The organism is Gaetbulibacter jejuensis (assembly GCF_039524015.1).
Lineage (GTDB): Bacteria > Bacteroidota > Bacteroidia > Flavobacteriales > Flavobacteriaceae > Gaetbulibacter_B > Gaetbulibacter_B jejuensis.
This window is the reverse complement of record NZ_BAAAGF010000001.1, coordinates 1,203,845-1,226,676: the sequence shown is the minus strand read 5'-3', so window position 1 is coordinate 1,226,676 and position 22,832 is coordinate 1,203,845. Positions and strand designations below refer to the sequence as shown.

At 30.8% G+C, this 22,832-nt stretch carries 18 protein-coding genes; 6 read left to right on the top strand and 12 right to left on the bottom strand.

Annotated elements, in window-relative coordinates; all coding sequences use genetic code 11:
• The first annotated feature begins 3 nt into the window (after positions 1–3).
• The 6 genes from ABD011_RS05320 to ABD011_RS05295 all read left to right on the top strand — a co-directional run bounded on the left by ABD011_RS05320 (position 4) and on the right by ABD011_RS05295 (position 7,257).
• On the top strand, positions 4–2,547 hold the full coding sequence (locus ABD011_RS05320; RefSeq protein ID WP_343796389.1) for a sacsin N-terminal ATP-binding-like domain-containing protein: 2,544 nt from the start codon (positions 4–6) through the stop codon (positions 2,545–2,547).
• Positions 2,548–2,549: 2 nt separating this feature from the next.
• On the top strand, positions 2,550–3,626 hold the full coding sequence (locus ABD011_RS05315) for an AlbA family DNA-binding domain-containing protein (RefSeq protein ID WP_343796386.1): 1,077 nt from the start codon (positions 2,550–2,552) through the stop codon (positions 3,624–3,626).
• A 112-nt stretch (positions 3,627–3,738) separates the two neighbouring features.
• Complete coding sequence (locus ABD011_RS05310) at positions 3,739–4,797, top strand: helix-turn-helix domain-containing protein (RefSeq protein ID WP_343796384.1); 1,059 nt, start codon at positions 3,739–3,741, stop codon at positions 4,795–4,797.
• A 37-nt stretch (positions 4,798–4,834) separates the two neighbouring features.
• Entirely contained in the window at positions 4,835–5,209 is a 375-nt protein-coding gene (locus ABD011_RS05305) for a hypothetical protein (protein ID WP_343796382.1), read from the top strand.
• Between the two features lie 514 nt (positions 5,210–5,723).
• Positions 5,724–5,852, top strand: coding sequence for a hypothetical protein (locus ABD011_RS05300; protein WP_343796380.1), 129 nt, complete (start codon positions 5,724–5,726; stop codon positions 5,850–5,852).
• Between the two features lie 145 nt (positions 5,853–5,997).
• Positions 5,998–7,257 carry a hypothetical protein gene (locus ABD011_RS05295; protein ID WP_343796378.1) on the top strand — a complete coding sequence of 420 codons (1,260 nt, stop codon included), beginning with the start codon at positions 5,998–6,000 and terminating at the stop codon, positions 7,255–7,257.
• Between the two features lie 249 nt (positions 7,258–7,506).
• On the opposite strand, the gene ABD011_RS05290 is transcribed toward ABD011_RS05295, so the two are convergent.
• The 12 genes from ABD011_RS05290 to ABD011_RS05235 form a co-directional block, all read right to left on the bottom strand.
• Positions 7,507–8,145 (bottom strand): 4'-phosphopantetheinyl transferase family protein, encoded by a 639-nt coding sequence (locus tag ABD011_RS05290; protein WP_343796375.1) that lies wholly within the window; start codon positions 8,143–8,145, stop codon positions 7,507–7,509.
• 144 nt (positions 8,146–8,289) lie between these two features.
• Positions 8,290–9,000 carry a thioesterase II family protein gene (locus ABD011_RS05285; protein WP_343796373.1) on the bottom strand — a complete coding sequence of 237 codons (711 nt, stop codon included), beginning with the start codon at positions 8,998–9,000 and terminating at the stop codon, positions 8,290–8,292.
• A gap of 9 nt (positions 9,001–9,009) precedes the next feature.
• Entirely contained in the window at positions 9,010–9,579 is a 570-nt protein-coding gene (locus ABD011_RS05280) for a hypothetical protein (protein ID WP_343796371.1), read from the bottom strand.
• 21 nt (positions 9,580–9,600) lie between these two features.
• Positions 9,601–9,882 (bottom strand): hypothetical protein, encoded by a 282-nt coding sequence (locus ABD011_RS05275; protein WP_343796369.1) that lies wholly within the window; start codon positions 9,880–9,882, stop codon positions 9,601–9,603.
• A gap of 146 nt (positions 9,883–10,028) precedes the next feature.
• Positions 10,029–11,279, bottom strand: a complete 1,251-nt coding sequence (locus ABD011_RS05270) for an efflux RND transporter periplasmic adaptor subunit (protein WP_343796367.1) — start codon at positions 11,277–11,279, stop codon at positions 10,029–10,031.
• Positions 11,280–11,295: 16 nt separating this feature from the next.
• Positions 11,296–12,642, bottom strand: a complete 1,347-nt coding sequence (locus tag ABD011_RS05265; protein ID WP_343796365.1) for a TolC family protein — start codon at positions 12,640–12,642, stop codon at positions 11,296–11,298.
• Positions 12,643–12,887: 245 nt separating this feature from the next.
• Positions 12,888–14,399 carry a trehalose-6-phosphate synthase gene (locus ABD011_RS05260; RefSeq protein WP_343796363.1) on the bottom strand — a complete coding sequence of 504 codons (1,512 nt, stop codon included), beginning with the start codon at positions 14,397–14,399 and terminating at the stop codon, positions 12,888–12,890.
• A gap of 66 nt (positions 14,400–14,465) precedes the next feature.
• Positions 14,466–15,233, bottom strand: a complete 768-nt coding sequence (locus tag ABD011_RS05255; RefSeq protein WP_343796361.1) for a histidine phosphatase family protein — start codon at positions 15,231–15,233, stop codon at positions 14,466–14,468.
• A gap of 772 nt (positions 15,234–16,005) precedes the next feature.
• The gene (locus ABD011_RS05250; protein ID WP_343796359.1) at positions 16,006–17,721 is read right to left on the bottom strand and encodes an ATP-binding cassette domain-containing protein; all 1,716 of its coding nucleotides are present in this window, start codon (positions 17,719–17,721) and stop codon (positions 16,006–16,008) included.
• A gap of 132 nt (positions 17,722–17,853) precedes the next feature.
• Positions 17,854–18,531, bottom strand: coding sequence for an ABC transporter ATP-binding protein (locus ABD011_RS05245; RefSeq protein WP_343796357.1), 678 nt, complete (start codon positions 18,529–18,531; stop codon positions 17,854–17,856).
• Between the two features lie 11 nt (positions 18,532–18,542).
• On the bottom strand, positions 18,543–20,234 hold the full coding sequence (locus ABD011_RS05240; RefSeq protein WP_343796355.1) for a carbamoyltransferase N-terminal domain-containing protein: 1,692 nt from the start codon (positions 20,232–20,234) through the stop codon (positions 18,543–18,545).
• Between the two features lie 88 nt (positions 20,235–20,322).
• Entirely contained in the window at positions 20,323–22,764 is a 2,442-nt protein-coding gene (locus tag ABD011_RS05235) for an ABC transporter permease (protein ID WP_343796353.1), read from the bottom strand.
• Positions 22,765–22,832 lie beyond the last annotated feature (68 nt).

The window sequence follows — 22,832 nt, the reverse complement described above, 5'->3', positions numbered from 1 at the left end:
CAAATGATACTATCACTAGAAGAGGGCAGAAAAGAAGACGGAAATCGTTCCATAGCAGACAAAATTATAAAACGATTACATGATTTAGATAAAACCGTAGAATACAATCAAGGTAGATGGGCATGGGAATTATTACAGAATGCTAAAGATAGCACCGCAGATGATGAAACCCACAAAATATCTGTGCAAATAATATTGGATGAAGACCAAGTAGAATTTAAACACAATGGTATTCATTTCACAGAACATGATATTCGAGGACTGATAAACCAAATATCATCAAAAGAAGCTGAGGAGGGGGAACAAACTAGGAAAACAGGTCGATTTGGCACAGGATTCTTGACCACTCATTTACTATCTCGTACAGTTCAAATTAAAGGGGTTCTAGAAGCAGAGAGTGGTCAGTTTTATAATTTCCAATTTACCTTAGATAGGGAGGGAGAAAAAATAAAAGACCTTTCTCCAAAAATTGAAATGGCTTGGAATGGATTTCAGGAGTCCGCAACAGAGATAGAAGACTTTAGTCTGCACAACAAAAATGATTTTAATACGTCTTTTGTTTACCCACTAAAGAGTGAAGAACAAAAGCAAATTGCACAAATTGGGATAAATGAGTTTGTTAAATTATTACCTTATGTATTAGCATTCATTCCCAAAATCGAGAGTGTAAAGATTATTGATAATCGAGAAATAACAGATGTCATTTTTCAAAATAGCACATCAAAAATTGATGATTTTATTACGCCCATTACTCGAATAGAAGACGGAAAAGAATCTACAATTTATATTTTAGAATATTCAGGAGAGAGAACATCAATTGCTTGTCAAGTAGAAAAAGAAGAAGACATTTATTCCTTTACAAATGTTGAAACTCTACCGAAACTCTTTTGTGATTTCCCTCTAATCGGAACTGAAAATTTTAATTTTCCTATGGTTGTTAATAGCTTTGATTTTAACCCCTTAACTGAGAGAAATGGTATTTGGCTCAAAAAAGAAAATGATGATGAGGTTGCTGAAAATCAAAGTTTATTGCTTAAAGCCTACCAACTTTATAAGGATTTAATGGAGAAATTATCAGAGAGTAACTATTCCCAATTTTACAATGTGATAGAAACTAAAATCCCAAATGTGGAATATCTTAACAAGGAATGGTTTCAGAAAGAAATACAAACTCCTATGAGAGAGTTTTTGATGGATTTAAGTATTGTAGAATTAGAGAGTGGCAATAAAAAAGCAATAAAAGATATTTGGTTTCCTTTGAAGGAGTATTCCAAAGATGTAAAAAGAAAACTATGGAAATATAATTATGATTTGTTTCCAGAGTGTGTGCCTAAAGAGAAACATCTTATTGGCTGGAGTGATAAGTCATGGAATGGGTGGGAAAGTTTAAGTTATGAAGAACTGGCAAAGGATTTAGCAACAAAGGAGAAAATTGAAGAATTAAAGAAATCATTTGAAGAAGATGAAGAAAAGACTTTTGAATGGTTAAATGAAGTTCGAGAATTTCTGTTTTTAGAAGAATCGAACAAACTCCTTTTTGATAAATACGCTATAACTCCAAGTCGGAACGGAGAGTTTAAAACAACTTCTGAATTATTCATAGACAAAATTAAGGATGAAGAGTTAATTGAAATCTTGAGACTGTTGGGCGATGACTGGAATGATATTTTAATAAATAAAAATATAGCACATGGAAGTTACTATACTAAAGAAAAGAAAGATATTGCTAGTCAGATTACGCTAAAAGTTAATAATCCATCACAAAAGGGTGAAGATTATAATAAAGCAATTATTCTTCTTTCAGAATGGTTTGAGAGCAATAACCCTGATGAAATTAAACATTTATTTTCTGAGTTATACCGAAAAAAAGCCGAGTTGTTTATGAATACAATTCTTGATAAGGAAAGCCTCTATCGTATAATGAAAAGTGATACAGACTTATCCAAAGTAGCAAAAGTCATTGATGATAATCCGCATTTGTTGGATAATATAGAAAGTTCTGAACAATTAAAATCCTTACTTACAGAATATGATTTAAAAGATATATCCGAATTGAGAGATATTATTGAAGCATCTAAAAATGGGGTTTTTATTCAAAAATCAGAACTGACCCAAGAGGATTTGGCAGGATTAGGGATAACATCATTAGAAGACTTAGAAGAGGCGTTAAAGGATAAAGACCTTTCTAGTATGTTCCATGAATCCAGCAGCAATGTAAATGCTTTTTTATATGCCGAAAAATTAATTTTAAGAGCAAAGCAAAGAATCATTGGGCATTTGGAGACGTTGGATGAATATGATTGTAATGAAATAGATACTGATATTTCAAAGACTTCAATCGGTGGAATAAAGAAGAATGGACAAGAAATATTTATTGTAACTCGTCCTTCTGATAATAACTTCATCATTGTATACTACGGCTCTGAAAAAGATATTCTCGATTATGAAAATGCCGAATTATGGGTGGATAATGGAATTGATACGCCTAAAAGAATAACACTAGGCAGAATCTTAAAAAATACAGGAATCAACAAAATCCCAGTTTAAAAATGAATATTGAAAATGACATAAAAGAAATTCTTGATAACAGAACTCCTGAAAACAATAAGGTTGAATATAAAGCAGTCTTACCACCTGCAAAAAATATCGCAATGTTAATAAGTTCTTTTGCCAATGCTGAAGGAGGCTACATTATTCTTGGTGTTTCTGATAGCTTAGGATTAAATGGTTTAAGTCAAGATTTTCACGCAAACAGTATAACTCATAAAGCTTTAGATTTACTTTCTCCTAGTCCAAAAGTGGAGTATCAATATGTTAATTATAATGACAGAAGTCTCTATGTTATTGGAATTGAAAAATCAGATTCTGTAATTAAATTAGAAGGAAAGATTTATAAGCGTATTGGGGATTCTTCTGTTCTAACAAATCCACAGCAACTGGACTTTAAGGATAATGGCTTTGAACGGATAAAAACCATTAGCAAACAACTGGATGGTTATAAAATTAATGCTACTAATTCTAAGATAAAACTTATTGAGCATTACCAGAGTATTTTGAAAGTGATGGATGATTTACAAGGTATTCTATACCCTGAGACTCCTGACGAACCAACAACAAATCAAGAAGGTGAAATTTTATCTCGTATTTTATATTCTTCATTTGCTGATAATTTTGAAACATATTTATCAGACTTATTATACGAGATTTTCTTAGCAGACCCGATTACGCTAAAATCTAAACAAACAGTTACTGTTGAAGAAGTTTTAAATTGTTCAGACCTTCAAGAGTTTGTTAAATATTGGGCTGTTCAAAAGATAGCAAAACTTCAAAAAGGAAGTGTAAAAGGGTTTGTAAAGGATAATAAACAAATTAGTAGTTTAAATGTATTTGATGACACGAAAATTGAGGAAATTGAATTATTGCTACAAATAAGACATTTATACACCCATAGGAACGGAATAATAGATGAAAAGTTTCTAAAGTATTATAAAGGAGATTTTAAACTCAATGAAGAACACAGAATGTCTATTAGTGAGATATGTGATAAACTAGATTATTTCTCCGAAATAGTTAATGCTCTAGATGGCTCGGCAATCATAAAATACAAACTAGCCACATACAAATAGAATCTCTATAAATCAAGTTATACATTAAGTCAAAATACACACAAAATTAAATATTATTTTATATATTTGGTTAATTTGTGTGTTTTATATATCTTTGTAAAAAACATTCAAAATGAATATTGGTGATAAAATAAGAAAGCTCAGAATAGCTAAAAATCTTACACAAGATGATTTGGCTATATTGACTAGTTTTTCTAAATCTTATATTCAAAAGTTCGAAGAAAACAAGAGAGAGCCTAATTCATTTCAATTAGTTAAACTAGCGTCTGCGCTTAATTCTTCAATTTCAGAAATTTTATCCTCAACAAATTTTAGCGCAAGGGATTATACATTCCAAAACATTGAATTTCGTGAAAAACATAATATTGTTGACCCTGAAAGTTTAAAGAAAACTGTTATTGAAGACTTATATATAGAGTATTCAGCTTATGAAACATTGGAGAATATTCTTGGAGAAAAAGTAAATTTTAAAAACCCTGTTAAAGATGATGAGGTTATAAAAAGCAGCAATGACATAGAGTCACTGGCAATTAAATTAAGAAAAAAATGGAAGTTTGGAAACAACCCTATTTACGATTTAATTGGCTTTTTAGAGGATTTGGGCTTTAAGATTTTTGAAGTGGATAAAGATGAAGACTTTGTTGGATTTTCATGTTGGATGAAAAATACTCCCGTAATAGTCGTTAACACTAGAAATAAAGATATTCCCAGAAGACGATTTACAGTTTTACACGAATTGAGCCATCTTTTATTAAAATTTGACCCTAACATTAGCAAAACAGAGTTAGAAAGGTACTGTGACCAATTTGCAGGAGCGATGCTACTTCCCCAAGAAACACTAAAACAATATTTAGTTTCAAGTAGCAGTATTTCCTTAGAAGAATTAAAAAGAATTAAAGAAAAATTTGGCATATCAATCAGAGCTATTTTGGTTCGTATGGTTAGTGTAAATTTTATAAGCTGGGAAAAATATCACGAATGGAAAGAGTTATACTATTCGTGGAAAAACAAAGATAATACGTATTACGGCACAGAATCAGTAAGTAGATTTGATTATTTATTGGCTAGAGCTTTAAGGGAAAAAAAGATTACAGAAGCTAAAGCCAGTGAGCTAACCAGAATACCTATTAGCACATTAAAAAATGATTACCTAAATAAAGAGTTTATATAAATTGTTAGTTTTAAATGACATAGATATTATCAAGTATTTGAGACCTCTTGACCTATTAAAAGAGAAAGAGTTTCAGATTTCCGATTTGTTTTTGGGTGATTTTTACCTAACACCACAAGAAAAACAAATAATACACATACTTGAAAAAGATGAAAAAATTGAATTATTTACAACTGATTTAGGTTTTAACAATTTAATAGATTTATATTCTGTTTGCCCTCCCGAAGCTGCAAGTCTTTATTACGCAAAGCTGAAACGACTTCCTCTGGTGACTCAAAGCGATATAACAAAAGAGGTTTGCGACAAAATGGGCATAACGGTATATAAGCCTTGTGAGGCATTAAAGTTTTTAAATAAAAGTGATGAAAAAATTGATTATGTAGAAAGAATGTTAAATAGAATAGAAGTGTAAAAACCATCTATATAAAAGAAAAGCCCAAGAGTCTGTACTCCTAGACTTTTTATAAGGAAGATTAATCTTCTCTTTTTGTTTGAGACCACAAAGATAAGATTTTTAATACTTCCCTACAAGATTTCTTGTGTAAAACAATACTCTTCTTTTATGCTATAAAGGCACAACAAAATGTGTCTAACAATGAAATCAACACTTCCATAAGCTTAATACAGCTTTAACAGTATTCGTCTAAACCTTTCGGTCGAGAAGTGAGAGGCATATTGTTTTATCTAAAATTCACATGATGACAAACATTTCATTAAGTGAGAATAATGCTAGCTTATGTTACAAAGATATTTGCTTTAAAGCCAAAGGAAAGACAGCAAGGACTGTCACAATAGGCATAGCTACTATAATCGTTGTAACTAGCATAGTCTCATTACTAAAAACATCAAGGTAGTTTGGTGTATTTATCGTCAACCCCTTTTTGTCGAGAAGTTAAAGGGATATGTCTAATTAAAAAGTCATAAAAATGGCACAAGACTCTGAAGGTAGAAAGTTTAATAGGATTCCAGGTTATACAAAAAAAGTAGGTGGAAAAACTATTAAAGTTAAGCCTCATGTTAGAAGTAATAGAAGTGATAGCAAAGGTAAAAAATAGTACCCTTTCTATCCTAAAGCAAAGCTTCACTGCTTACTGTGTGAAGAGAAAAAATATTGCCTATGTAGCACCTTTACCCCAGTTTATAGAAGGGGTTAACTCCCCTTCTTTTTAAAATATTGTTTAATAGCATAAAAAGAATATAATGGAAAAAAATAAATTTATCCAGAAAAAATTAGAATTAAGCCAGAATAACAGTTCTGGAAAATTAAAAATTGAAACTCTTTGTGAGTTAGTTGAAAACCATCCTTACAAGGAGCAAATTTATAATAGTTTCGATATCGAAAACACAAAAAATGAGTTTATAAATATCGATAACATTGATACGGTATTTCAAAGAATTATTAATATCAATAATAACTATAATAGATTTAATATTATTGCACAAACCAAAGACGTAAATGTGTTTGAAGAAGAAATTTTAAAAGATGACAAATCTGAAAAGTCTGTATGCTTTGAGTTTGACGAATATGTAGAAGTTGACGAAGTTAAAAACCATCTTAAATCAACAGCTATTTATAATTCAAAAAACACATTTTTTGATGAGTACGATATGGCTAAATTCGCTAATAGTTTATTAAAAAAGCAAAAGCCCGTTTTATCTTCTTTGGTAAATCATAATATCAACTACTTTAAAGAGTTAGCTAAAACTCAAAAAGAATTTAATAAGCACAAAAGTTATAGACTAGTTAAATATAATGGGGATATATTTTTAAGAGGTATTACTTCTGAAATGTACAATGAATATGGAGTGGATTTTACTTTTGTGGTTTCAATGCTAATCTTTCATAAATCCATGAAAGAGAATAAGGGTATTAACTACAAAATAAAAGATTGTTCATTAAATGAATCTAAACTTGACATGATTGTTGCTGAAAAACACTCAAAAGATGCAGGTTCATTTGGAAGGGTATCGACAGCTATTAAGGTCTCTACAAATGATTTAGGGCAAGGTTCTTTAAACTTTTCTAATGTTATTAATGTAAATATGACTTTAAGTGATGGTATTTATTTATACCCAAAAACAACAAGAATCGATAAGAGTAAGCTAATAATATCTCACACCACAAGTCCAGAAAAGGTTTTTAAAGCCTTTAATGAAATGGATGATGTTTTACATACTAGTGATGAGTTTATAAATGACCTTAACGATATTAAAGGTCTCAAAACTCCAGATGAATTAAGATTGAAAATACTTTCAAAGATAGAAAGCCCTAGAAGTTCATTTAAACAAATTCAAAAGCTGTCCGATATCTTTAAAAGAAAAATTAATAATGAGATTGATAGTTTCAAAAAGCTGTTGGAAATGTGCAACAAGGCAGAGGAACTCGAAATTGAGTTTGATTTAAAGGATAAGTTAAGGTATATTATATCTGATATTATTCTTTATGGAAAAACAGCCTAATGCTGGATTTACAAATATATTTATTACTTGCTAATTCTTGTAACAAAAATTTCTTTAGAGACTTAACAAAGAATAAAATCGGGAATAAGTCGGGAATTTAAAAAAACGAAAAAGTCGCAACAATTTGATTATTAATTTGTTACGACTTTTTTCTAGTAGAGCGTAAAGATAAAATATCTAACCAAATTACAAAAAATATAGAACAATTTGGATTGCTTAATCCGACATGTTAACTAGAATTTTAGCCTTTCAAGGTTTAAAAAACATCTGCTTTATATGTAACTTATTTTTGTCAAAATTTAGTTTATTAATATCCTGATATTTGTTACTCATTAACGCTAAACTACATTTATAGTCTTTATGTAAAACAATTTCTTCGACTAAAAATGAAGAATTTTTGATGGATACTTTACCATTTATTATTTCAAAACTTTTTAGAGGCAGTGACAATCCTTTACCATATGCTTTAACAACAGCCTCTTTATTGGTCCAATATTTATAAAAGGCACAAATTTCGTCTTCTTCATCATTAATTTTTTTCCATTCATAAGATGTCATATGTGTTTTAAAACTTTTGACTACTATTTCATTCATCAATTCAACATCAATACCTATCTCAAATTCATCTGATATAGCGCAAACAGCCATATTTCCTGAATGAGAAATATTGAATTTCAAATCAGACTCTATAAAAAAAGGTTTATGATATTTCGTATAATGCAATTGATAATCATTGAATTTTTTACCTATATCATTCATACCTTGAATGAGTAGTATTCTTCCTAATAATGACAATTGAGCATCTTCCCATCTAAGAAAACGTAGTACTTTATTTTGATAGACAGGAGAGAATTTATTTAAATACTTTTCGAGTAATTTACTGTGCAATACCTCGCTTATATAAGAATAATAAATATAAACCATTAATAAGATAAAAATTTCGAAAAACAGTGGAAAGTAAACCGTAGTTGCAACTATCCATGAAGAACATTTTAATTACTCCTAATTGGCTTTTTTAACACACAGCGTTTGTCAAGTTTTCGATTGAAGCGATTGCTTTATAATTTGAGTTATTTGATCTAAATTATTATTTATAAAAAAATGCCCTCCATTAAAGACATGAATATTACACCTTCTCAAAGTCTGTTCTTCCCAACCAATTACTTGTTCTGATAAAATATCATCTTCTCTTCCTACAAATATGGTTATATCTTTATCTATTGGCTTAGCCGAGGCATCAAATAAATTCTCCTCGCAAATGCGAAAATCGTTCTTTAAAATAGGAAGAAATAAATTGTGAAGATCTTTGTTTTCAAAAAGAACTTTAGATGTCCCTCCTAACTCAATAATTTCTTTCTTGAATGTTTCATCGTCGAGTTTATGATAAATCTTAACATCCTCTCTAAATATTTGTGGAGCGGCCTTACCAGATAAAAATAAATGATTAGGTAAAGGAAGCTCATTTTCTACAATTTTATGATACAGTCTAAAAGAAATAAGGGCACCCATACTGTGTCCAAAAAGCGCATAATCGGAAGCCCCTATTTTCAGTCTAATTCGTTCAAAGACATCTTCTACGAGATCATCAAAATCAGTATAATGTGTTTCATTTACTCGTCTTCCTCTTCCCTTAAGCTCTATTGAATGAACCTCTATTGAATCATCAAATAATTTCTGCCAAGAGGAGAAGTATGAAGCAGAACCACCTGCAAATGGAAAACAAAATAGCTTTAATTTAGACATTATAAATATTTATTTATCTTTTTTATATAAATCAATAACTTTTAAATAGCGCTCACCATAGGCCTTATTTTGAAACTTCTCAAAATCTGAAAGCTCAGGATAATTTGTCTTAACAAATTCAATTAACATACTTTTATTCTCATTCCAAAAAACAAAATCCGTAATAGTATCTTCTACTTCGAATATTTCATGAATTAGATTATCCTTAAAAACAAAGCCTTGTTTCGTTATTAAGGGTTTTTTGTATAATACTGCAATACGTTTACAATATTTTTCCGTTTTTACATAAACTGTATCTGATTTTACTTCTGTTTTAAGAACCTTATATTCGGGAGAAAACACCGAATCCCATTGAAAAATTTCTTTGTATTTTTCTTTAGTATCTGAGATTAAAAAATCATGTGTTGCATAATTTCTCAGATCATCAGAAATTAGAGTCTCGATACTAGTGTAATCCCCATTATTTAAGGCATCATAAAAATCGTTCACCTTATTAATGTTTTTGTCCTTTTGGCAAGATACCAAACATAAAAATAGAGATAGCGCAGCAATAAAATGCTTACTTGTAATTGCTTTCATGTCCATTATAATTTTTGACGATTAAATTTCAAAACCATCGTTAAACTCAACGCGCCATTTTAGATCTGACATTTTACGCTCTTCGTTTTCTCTATATTTTAACATTTTATGAACAGACAATTCATCCCATATCAGATTAAGATTTTCATCTTCAGTAGGAGTTAAAAAGAATATTGCCGCAGTTAACCTAGTTAAAATATTCTCATAGGGTAACTCCCATGCTTCAATAAGTCCTATTTCCTGTAATTTCGATAAATGCTCTTTCACAGAATTAATCTCTGGTACATTTCCAATTTGTGTCATTTTAATTTTTAATTTATTAATTATACGTCCTTCTAAATTTGTATAACAACAGCTCAAAGTTAAGTGATTTTAATTATTAAGTAGTCAATAAACAACTTCTTTTTATACTGTTTATGCTATACAGATGTTGATAATAATTATCGTTTTTACTCCATTATCACACGTTCGGCATCACCGAAACTGTCATAATTACTAGTAATAACTTTTTCACCCTCATCCAGACCTTCTAATACTTCGTAATATCTTGAGTTCTGTTTTCCTATGCGTATTGGTCTTTTTAATGCTTCTTTACCGTCTGCACCAATTACAAAAATCCATTGTCCTCCTGTACTTTGAAAGAAACTTCCCTTTGGTATAAGAAGTGCATCTGAAGATTCACCTAACTGCAATTTGATATTATAGCTTTGCCCTGTTCTTATAGTTTCAGGCTTTTTATCCACAAAAACCAAATCTATTTTAAATCTACCATTTCTAACTTCAGGATATACTTTTCTCAATCGCAATGTATATTCGGTATTATTTCTCACTAAAACTGCCTTCAAGTCTCTCTTAATACGATCAATATAATGTTCGTCAATATCAGCTTCTATCTTATAATCTGTCAAAACATTAATCTGCCCTATTCGCTGACCTTGCGTAATATTTTGTCCTATTTCAGCATCTAAAAAACCTAACTGCCCGTCTGCGGGTGCACGCACATTTAAATGATCCAAACGTTGATAGACCATGCCTAAGGTTTTCTGCATTCGAGCCAAATCGGCATCAAGACCTTTTAGGGATGTCCTGCGTAATTCATTATCACTTTCAGTCTGTTCTTTAACGATATCGAACATTTTTTTAGATAGCTGATAGTTTTCGTAAGACAACTGGTACTCTTCTCTTGAAATCAACTCTTCATCGAACAAAGCTTGATTTTGTTCAAAATTTCGCTTTAGCCGCTGTAGATCTGTACTGGCCGTCGCTAAAGAACGACGACCTTCAACCTGACGTGAATCGAAAGCAAGTTTGGTAGATCGAAGATCATTCTGCTTTAAAGCCAAATTACTTTCACTGACCATTATTTGTTCGTACAAATTCACGTTTTCAAGTTTCAAGATAATGTCTCCTTTCTTTACCATAGTCCCTTCTTCAATGAGCTTTTCTTTAACTCGCCCACCTTCATAAGCATCCATATAAATTGTAGAAATCGGGGCTACATTACCATTAATCGTGATGTAATCATCAAATTTACTTTGGGTAACTTCAGCAATAGAAAGTTTATCTATCTCGGTTCTAAAAGTGGGAATCGAAGAAGTGAAAAATATTTGGTATATTAAAAAAAGTAATAATAAAGCAATAAAAAAGTAGCCATAATATTTTGGCTTTATTCTTTTTTTATTTTCAATTTTTTTATCCATAGTATTCTAATTCTTTTTAGTTCATATTAAATATTGGTAAACCTCGGTAGAAATCCAAAGTACTTTTATTAATTTGAGATCTTAATTGTATCTGAAGGTTTTCATTTTGTGCACTTGTTAAAAGGTTTTTTGCTGTAAAAAGTTCTATAGTAGATATTAATCCTTTTTCGTAACGTTTTTGTGCAATGGTAAAAGCCAGACTCTGCGATTTTATTTTTTGTTTACTTTGCTCTACCTCAACAAGTAGGGAATTATAATCCTGAACTAAAGCCTGAATGGTTCTATATAATTCTTGCTCTTGAACATCTAAATCATTCTGAGCACGTTGATATTCTATTTTCTGTTGCTGCACTTGCGAACGATTTGCCCAACCATTACTAATGGGAATGCTTAAGCTAACTCCAATAAATTGAAACGTGTTGTCTCTAAACTGATCTCTAAACGAAATCGTTTCACCTATATCATTACTTGTTGTTTCGAAATAACCTGTACCTATACCAGCAAAAAAAGACAATGAAGGATATAGTGAACCTCTAGCAACATCCAACTGCTTTTTTGCAGCTTTCTCACGATATTGTTGTGACTTGATTAAAGGTAGAAAATCTTTTGCTTTGTTAAAGATCGTATCTATCTCTATATTACCACCTTCTGAAACCGAATCTTCCAAGATTATTTCAGTTTGGATAGCGATATCATTGGCATTCTTCAGATTCATCTCCTGAATGAGCCGTAATTTAGAAGCCTCTAACTGATTCTCAGCCTGAGTAACATTGAGTTTATCGGTAAGAAGCTGTGACTCGGCCTCATAAAGATCGGCACCAGCTTTTAAGCCCAATTCTAATTGCTTTTGCACCAGATTATAGTTGCTTTGAGAAACAGCTAATTGCTCTTTACTAATCCTAGTCAGACCTTCAAAAAACTGAATATCGTAAAAAGCCTGCATTATTCTAAATGCTAAAAGGTATTTCTGCTGTTGATTATCTTCCTTTAAAGCACTATACAAAAATTTAGAGGCTTTAATATTATTAATTTTTTGAAACCCTTGAAAGACATCAATCGACAAATTAATATTATAAGTATTAGAGAAAAAATCTGTAGTAACAATATCATTCGTAAACGGATCGGTACTTCTCCCATAATTTATAAAATACGTAGTTGCAGCATCTATATTTGGCAATAAACTACGAATCGATTGACGATAACTTTCTCGACCAGATTGCTCGTTAAATTCAAAATCATTGACTTGTAGATTGTGTTCCAAAGCATACGCTATACATTCTTTTAATTGCCATGTTTTTTCTTGGGCTGATAAAGAAAATCTTATCAAAATAACAATGATGATTATTTTCCAATTTTTGTTCATAAGTATTTACATATTATAGAGACCTCAATTTAACCAATATATGATTGTATACTTCAATTTAGAATTATACTGTTTTTTGAGGTTGGGTTAAATAATTGTTACTGACAGTTAGACTTTTTTTTAATACATCTAAGAAGATTAAGCTTCGAAATTAAAAAAAACCTTCATTACTTTTTACTATCTTAAAAACATATTATTTTTCAATAAAAGCCAAACGTATTTTAGTAATTCATCAATTAAACTACTTAATGAAAAGGGAGAAAATGTAAACTCCACTTATCAGAATCAGATTTCATTTTCTGTTTCATCTTATCTATAGAATGACAAAAAGATTTTGGGTTATCAATAATTGCCAATAGGATACCTCTTAGTAAATCATCTGTATAAAAAGGATCCACTAATATAGCTTCATTCAACTCAACAGAAGCTCCTGCATATCGCGATAAAATAAGCCTCCCAGTACTACTATTGCGTACTGAAATAAATTCTTTCGCTAACATATTTAGCCCATCGTAAATGGAGGGAACACAGCAAATATCAGTTTCTTGTAGCAACTGATAAAGTTCTTTTTGAGGCAAACAATAATCTATAAGATGTATTACCTTTCTTTTTGCACTGACATTTATAGCGTTACATATAGCATCTATCTGTTCTGCCACTTCATTATATACGGGATTGGATACTACGCTAGGCACAGAAATAAAATCTACATGCAACCAAGGTACTATTTCCGGGAGAATACTAACTAGTTTTTTCAAAGCTTTCAAAAGCTCAACAGCTCCTTTGGTGTAATCACATCGCGCTGAAAAAATAATCCTGATATCATCATCATAATCAATTTGTGAGGCCTTTTGTACAAACCATGCTAAGTCTTTATTTTCATAGATTTTTAAATCATTACATGTGAATATAGGATTTTCACCTTCTATGCTTTCAATAGCATTTACATATTTGACTGGTAAGGGTTTTGCTACGAATTTAGTCGAACTATTAGGTGTTTTTAATTCTGATACCACTTCATAGTCTGTTAATGCCGAGAATGGATTTAATAATTCAGTATCTGATGGCGTGTAAGTAATACTTATGTCTGTCTTATCGATTTGCTTTACTAAATATTCCTGTAACCAATCTGCACAAAGATTGACAAACCTGGGAATATGAAAACCTATAAGATCACAATCCAATAGGGATTCTACAAAAAAACTTTTATTCTGAAGAGATTCTAAGTATTTTTTTTGCGGAAACGTAGTATGAAAGAAGAATGATACTTTTATATCGGGTCTGATTTTCTTAATAAAATGGGGGGTTAACCAAAGATTATAATCGTGCACCCAAACGGTGCCACCTTGAGACGTTTTATCACAAGCAGCCTGAGCAAATAATTTATTCACTTTTATAAAAGATGTAGTGGCATTCGGTGGCAACTCAATAACATACTCAGGATACTGATGCAAAATTGGCCAAAGATATTGTTTGGAATATATGTCGTAAAACAATGTATAATCTTCGGGTATAATATACAAACGTGATGAGCAAAATCCACCGTCTTTAATAGTATACAAGGTACTTGTTGCCTCTGTTGGCTCTAAAGTTGCCGAAATCCAACAGCTATCTTTAGAAAGATTGGTCATCACTTCCAATAAGTAAGGAATAATTCCATTTGGGCTTTGGTCTTTTCTCCAATTCACCTGAGTTCCTTCTCTTTCGTTTAAATCAGGTGGAGAACGATGATACAATACTACGATTGGGTACGACATATATTAAGTGACAATAAAGGTTAAAAAAATATAATTTTAGGTTTTTATAATTAAGAGACTATGATTTTAATCCATTTCATTTGAATCTTTAAAAGCAAGTTGATTTGATTCTAGAGTTAATATTCCACCAGACAATGATAACATATAACCTTTACAGTTTTTGGGCTTTCGAATCTGTCCAAATTCTTCAATACTCCATTCAAAAAGTTCTTTTAGTAAAACACGCATAAAATATGAGTGAGTCACTACTATAATAAGATCTGAAGAATCTAATAAATACCTAGTCTGAAACTCTTCAATAAATAGTTGAGCACGTTTTGAGACATCTTGACCATTTTCGCCACCTCTTGGAAACTTATAGTGATAAATACCTTTTTTATGTCGTAATTTAAGACAGTTGTGTAAATAATCTTTTACTTTATCAAAATGTAACGTCTGACATTCCGGCCATAGCTGCTCATGTATGTGCTCAACTTCTTCACTTCTCACATCTCGAACATTATCCTTCAACGCTGAAGCAATAATATCTGCAGTATTTTTGGCACGTAAATAATGAGAGTGCAAAACCAACACCGAATTAACTTCTTTCTCCTTACAATAGCATGCCCAATAAGATCCGCATTGTACTGCTTCCTTTTTACCATATTCAGATAATGGCACCTCATGGTCTTTGAAATGACCATACGCTGACAAGTCTAAATTTGTCAATGATTCGCCATGCCTAAGAAGTATAAGGCTCTTAAAACTATCATAAGATGGGTGGGAAGCCGACATTTTTAATTCTTTTGTAAAATTTAATTTGTCTTTGTTCTCGAACATTCTATCGATTTTCATAGCGGTTCTGTAGGATTGACTACGAACTGTAATATTCTATTATTAATAGTCATACATCAATTTGTTTTTGAATCAGACTCGTAATTTCGTAAATCAACATTTGCTACCTTTTAAAATATCCAGTATTAACTTTAGCGTTTACAGATCCCACAAATTATTTGATATTGTTGACAGAAATATTAAAGCTAGTAACTTTAAAATAAAGTGTTTAGTTTATCTATAAAATCCATTTTTCTCATCCAAACCAAAATATGTTCAATACAGTCTTCAAATATTTATCACAAGCAATTAATGAAAAATCTCAGATATTATTTTGCTTTAATAAACCTCTGGTAATCAAATACGCTCTAAGATCTAGTGCTCTTTTGCCATTGCTTTTTGTGTAAGTTTTCCAATGAAAAACTAAATATTTAATTAATCATACTGTTTAATTTTTGAGCATCAGAAAACACCAAATGAACAACTAAAGGTATCATCTTTACATTTACAATTCCATCTACTTCTTCTGGGTTAGCAAACTCTTTTTATTTATCAATGATAATTTTTAATGTATAAAATCAGTAGAGATAGTTTTGGGATCAGAATCCTTTAATCGTGTTGCTATAATATAGATAAAATCATTGAAAAGAGACTCTTATTGCAAGCAGACTCTATTTAATGTCTCTTTTGGATTTTTTGTTTTCTTTTTAATAGCGACTAATTAATTTTTCTGAATTTCCATTTATGTATTTAATCATTCTTAGGACATAAAACTTACAATTAATATCTTTTTTTAACTAAAAGAAGTTGGTATATCTTCGTTGAGAATTTGTTTATTTTCAATTTTCAATTTAATTTTAAAAAGATTTTGAATTTCTGTATTGTGAGTTGTACATATTAACACCTTATCACTCCAATGTTCAAAGAGGTTTTTAAATATTTTAATTTCAGTTTGAGGATCTATATTACTAGTAGGCTCATCAAGTAATACTATGCTATTATTTTTAGCTGCTAAAACGCCTCTAGCTAAGGCTAATCGCTGCTTTTGCCCTCCGGAAAGATTATTTCCATTTTCAACAATTTTTGTATTTATCCCTTCAGAAAGACTTTCAATAAATTCATCAATACATGCTATTCGGCATGCTTCATCAATTTCTGCAGTTTCAAATGGGATGCCCATAGTGAGGTTAAACAATATTGTATTTTCAAAAATCTCAGGATCCTGAGGAAACAGGGTTGTCAATTCCGTGAGTGTATTCCAATTGCTATATGCTACACTATCAATCAACAACTTGGGCTGCGAATCAAGTCTGTACATTCCCTTAATTATCGACAGTAGCGTACTTTTACCTATACCACTGTTGCCAACTAAGACCATATTTCTGTTACGTTCAATGTCTAAAGTTGCATTTTCAAATATTATTTTACATTCTTTCTTGTTTACGTGACTATAATTGATTCCTTGAATTTCAATGGATTCCCAATTAGATGGTGCCGATTTATAATTATTAAACGTTTTTTTGTAGGCGTCAAATTCATCGTTAACCATATTCACTGTACTTACATCGGCATAATATTGCACAATATTTGTATAGTTTAAAACCACGTTATTAAATGCCACCGTAAACTGTGTTATAAATGCAATTAGGGCAACTAACGGACCTATTTTAAAGTCAGTTCCAGAATTATAGTTTGAATATAAGTAACCAACTATGATGAAGGCATACGTAAAGGATGACAATAAGTTTGCGGTAAGCCATTTTTTAATTGCTATTATTGTGTTTTGCCTAAAACTGGGCGACATTTGCTTTAACATAATGTCTAATTCCTGCATTATTTTTTTATTTAATCTAAGCGTAATAACAGTCATTATATTACTCAGACTATCAGTAAGCATGGCAAGCGTTTTGTGTTCCTCTTCATTAAATTCGTTGAGCGATTTTATAAAAGGTTTATCATATTTGAAATTCACCCAAATTGCAAAAACCCCAAGTCCTATGGCAATTGATCCAAATAAAGGCGAGAAATAAATCATTGCCACTGATGAAATGAGCAATTGCATGATTGTTTGAAAATAGACAAATCCATTTTCAAAGAAACCTCTCAATCCTAAAAAACCTTTTCTAAGTCTATTGATTAAAGATGCCGAATGATTTTTTTTATGCCACAATATATCCAGATTAGTAAGTTTTTCAACCAGATTCTCGAGAAAGCTAGAACTTATTTCAAAAGCCAATTTTCGTTCAATCATTCTCGCTGGTGCATGAAATAGCCAAAAACCTATTACCAAAGAAAAGTAACCTATTATATAAATCCATACGTTTTTGATTGCATCCTGGGTGTTATACTGCAACGAATCTACGAACCAACCATATACTAAAGGAAAACTTGCTAAAATAGAATTTGTTATGATGTACATTACATAGACTAAAACAAACAAAGACTTATTTTTTTTATTAGCATATTTCCAGGAAATGGAAAGTAAAGATATATATGGATTGTCTTTCATTATTTTTTAACTAAAACAAGAAACGTGAACTATTAAGGCATTAATTATTTAAGGTGTATTCGATATGAATTATCTTCTCCCTTTTTGAAAATGAATTTAAAATGTACTAACGTCCGGTCTCTGTTTTTAAAACTAAACCTTAATAGGCTCATCAACGATTTTACCATCAAATAAATTAATGATCCTGTGTGCCTTTTGTGCATCAGTTGGCGAGTGTGTTACCATAATTATGGTGGCACCTTCTTTGTTAAGTTGTTCTAACATTTGCATAACATCATCACCGTTTTTAGAATCCAAATTCCCAGTTGGCTCATCTGCAAGTATAAGTTTTGGATTTGTTACTAAGGCTCTTGCAACTGCAACACGCTGTTGTTGACCACCAGATAACTGAGAGACATTATGTTTTTTTCTGTGTGCAATACCCATTCGTTCAAGTACGTTGTTTACAGCCTGATCTCTAAACTGCTTATCCCTTTTCTGGTATCTAAGCGGTAACTCAATATTCTCAAATACATTCAGTTCATCAATCAAATTGAAATTTTGGAAGATAAACCCAATATTATCTCTTCTGAACTCTGTTTTCTTTGATGTACTTAACTTTTGTAGGTCTTGTCCTTCAAAATAATACTGTCCTTCTGCTGAATTATCTACTAATCCAAGAACATTTAGCAATGTTGACTTACCACAGCCAGATGGCCCCATAATAGCAACAAATTCCTTTTCATTAATCTGTAAATTTACCTTGTTCAAAGCTGTTGTTTCTAGCTCTTCTGTATAAAATGTACGAGAAAGGTTTTCTATTTTTATCATAATCTTAAACTTTAATTAAATTTTATTTTTTCTGATTTTTCATAAATTGTGTTATTACACCAAACATAATTCACTTTATTCCATTTAGTAGCAGAATGTATGTCTGGAAAAAAGCCAGTTCCCTTATAGTTTGCACTTGTATTACATAAAAGGGGTATTGAACTTAATTTTTCAAACTCGTTCAATAATTCGTAAACTAGCTTATTATCTTTCTTATTTACTGTTTGTAATCTTGCTGTATTATCAATGTGAATAACAGCAGGAATTTTTTCAATCCATTCCTTTTTTACTATATGATCAAAAAGCATGTATGGATCTGTAGTTCCTGGTTCAAAAATTTCTGGTGCTGACTCTTCTTTACAAATAGGAGAAACAGGCCTGTAAGCTTCACGGTCTTTAACATTATTCAATATATCTTTCAATTTAGTTGATACAGGACTGGCAATTATACTACGATTACCCAATGCTCGCGGACCAATTTCAGCTCTAGAGTTTAAGAGAACTACTGGCTCATTACTTGTATGTAATAGTTTTGCAAGCTCTACAACAGTACATTCTCTTTTTTGCCAACCTTCACCAGGATCATTTACAATAATATCAGGACCAGCATAAACACTCCAATCAATATAGTTATAACCTTGATCCACAAAAATTGATGAGCATGCTGTTCCAATGGCACTTCCAGAGTCGTTTGGAAAAGGGGGCACATATACATTATCAAATAGTCCGGAACGTCTGATATCTGAATTCCATTTAATGTTTAATGCGCAACCACCACTAAAACATAAGTTCCTGTTTTTTATACCTGACTTTTTAATTGCCAACTCGAGATGCTCTAATAATTTCTCTCTTAAAAAGACATGAAAACTATATAAAACGTCAGGAGCTTTAAATTCTTCACCAACGATAGATTCAAAATGATCTGCAAATGCATTTGATAAACCAATAGATTTGTTATTACATTTTTCTAATGATTCTTCAAACAATGGGAATAGTTTTTTTTGAGGCTCTCCAAAGGCAATATAGGCCATTACTTTTCCTGCGAGGGCTAGGTCTCTTCTAGTGTTTTTTCCCTTTTTAAAAGGCTCGAAATATTGGGCAAACTGCGAATAAATTGATCCCAATAAATTAAAGAAAACACCTAAATTAGTTATCTTTCTTGTTGCTGCATCCAAATAATAAAAATGCGGATACATGCCTCCATCCCATACTAAAAAGAATGAACTTTCATTATTTACAGCAAATGGACTAGTCATATAAGATCCCATAATGTGTCCGGTGGTATGCAAATAACTATCATAGGACATGGTTTGCCCACTAATCTTCAAACCATCAAAAGATAATGGAGTCAATGTATTATTAACAACTTTGTCTTCCAAGTAACTTGCCACTGGCAATTGATAACTTTCACCGTTCTGAGATACTTTTAAATGACTGACACCATCCTTAATGCTTAATCCTGGATAAAAATCCAAAATGTCTTGTTCGTTATTGCCCCATCCGTCAATAACAAATTTATCAACGTCTTTTAGGTTATATCCAAAAGTCTTTAGGATGTCTTCGATAGATTTTAAATCAGTAATATTAGAAAATCGTGCATTATTATTAATTTTTTCCATTTCAACAGAAAAAATCAGCTTATTATCTTCAAATAATGCTACAGCCCCGTCATGGGTTAATTTTATTCCACAAGTTGTTATCATAATATTTTATATTGCTTTATTTTTTTCGTAGAAAGCCCCCAAATGCATTACTTTTTTTTCAAGAGGCTATGTTTATTGATTATGTAGTTTATTCTTCCTTAAGAACAACAGCAGGATTTTTTCTTACAATTTTGACTAAGAAATAAGATATTGAAATTGCAACGATGACTATCAACAATAGAATAGTTCCCACAATTGCCTGCCAAGGGAAAGGAATTCTGTATGGATAACTATTTAGGAATTCTTTTATTAACATGATTAATAAAGGTATTGCAATTACAACTGAAATAATAATTAGAGGATAGAAGTCTTTTAAAAGATTTAAAATAACGTGATGAGTTTTTGCTCCCAATACCTTTCTAATAGAAATTGATTTAGTTTTTCTATTCATTATAAATGATGAAAGACTAAACATATTTAGACACATATTGCAAATAAATATGATTGTAAACAATAGCATTAATGTATAAATTCTTCTTTCGTTTGCATACTTATTATAAAACACATCATCCAGAAAATTGTATTTAAATAGACTTGGAGGAAAATAATTTTCCCACTTCTGTTGAATTCGGGATATGGTTTCATTAGTGTTCTTGTCATTAAGTTTTATATAAATATACTTTATGGGCTGCTTATAGTTATTTATATTAAAAAACATTTGCGGATTAACATCAAAACTCATTGGTTCTTGATGATAATCTTTTACGACACCCACAACAACCCATTCCTTTTCATAGGTTACAGTTTGTCCTCTCTGAACAAGAGATCCTATAGCTTCTTTAGCATCATTATATTTTAGTTTTTTAAGAGCTGTTTCATTAAGAATAATGGCATTATTCGGTTGACCTTCTTTTAAATAATCACCTTCTATAAGTGGAATTTCAAATGTTTCGAAAAAGGCATTGTCAACCTTACTAAATGAACACTGAACATACTCATTATCGTTACTTAAATTAGATTTAACTCTCCTAATATTAAATATGCGGTCAGAAATAAGATATCTGTTTCCTGTAACTTTCTCAACGTCGTAATCTTCAAGTAGCTCAATTTTAAACTTATTGTACTTCTCATAGGAATTATCTAAAGTTGGAAGATTTAAAACAATAATATCTTCTGAATTGACCCCAGTACTTTTATTAAAAAGATACTTGAACTGCATTCTAACTGTGAGTGTAAATGCAATTATCAATATGGCAATTACAAGCTGACTTATGGTTGTTATATTAAAAAAGAATTTCGATCTAGCAATTGTTCCTTTAGAACCTCTACTCTTTCTGTTTTTAATGCCAATGGCTATATACGCCATTATCGAAGGTAAAACCGTTACTAATACAAACAATATACCTAACAATAATAAAATCTTATTATCATAGACGAATTCATCAAAAATCTGTATTTCAAAAATGGTATTTAATAAATCACGCATTAAATACAGAATTAGAAATGCAATTACTGCGCAGAAAAAGCTAATTAGAAAGTTTTCAAAAAGAAACTGCACGAACATATATTTCCTTTTCTCACCTATCCAATTCCTGAACAGAATCTTATCTTTTCTCTCGTTTATTTCTGAAACATATAAATTTGAAAAGTTTATAATTATTAGGGAAATAACTAAAAGGGTTAATATTAAATAGAATTTTATATACTTCCCATTACTGGTTTCATCAATAAATGTTTCGCCATCTGCATAGCTTGAGTATAGATGTACATCGTCAATTTTTGAAAATTTGAATGCCCATTCTCTATCATTATATTCTTGACTTTTATATTTAGCGATGAAATTATCTATCTTGCTTTCTACATCTTCAATATTAGCCGATTCTTCGAGCTGTATATAGGTTTTCATCATTGGTGCACCAAAATACTCATCCATCGAAGAGGGAAGAAACGAAAATACAGGACTCTTAAAGAAATATTGATTGGATAATACGAGATCAAATTCTATTGTTGAATTAATAGGATTGTCTTCGATTACACCAGTCACCATCATATTCAATTGCTCTCCATATGCATTTCTAATTATTAAACTTTGTCCTATCGGATTTCCCTGTCCAAAATATTTGAAAGCACAGCTTTCCGTTAAAACAACAGAATTGATTTCTTTAAGGGCATTCTTTTTTTGTCCTTTCAAAAACTTATATGAAAAAACATCAAAGAAGGTTGAATCTACATGCTTGATTACATCATTTTGATGATATACATTATCATGAAAAATGGTCACAACATCATCACTTGCAAGGCGTGTAAAATTCTTAACCTCAGGAAACTCTTTTTTAAGAGCTGGACCAAAACCTGGTGCGCAAATTGCCCAATAGTATTTGTTCCCTTCAACATCCTCGGAATATCTAACCTCATAAATATCTTCGTATTGATCAAAAAATTTATCAAATGATTTCTCATAAAAATAATAGTGAATCATTATGCTGAACGTCATAAAGCCGATTATTATTCCTATTGAATTTGAAATAGTGAGAAATAAATTTCTTTTTCTATTTACAAGTGCTATTTTAAAAAGTTTACTTAATATCATGTTTTAAAATTTATTTATTTACAAATATGCTTTTTTAGTATCCAATCCAGACACCTAATAATATGCCA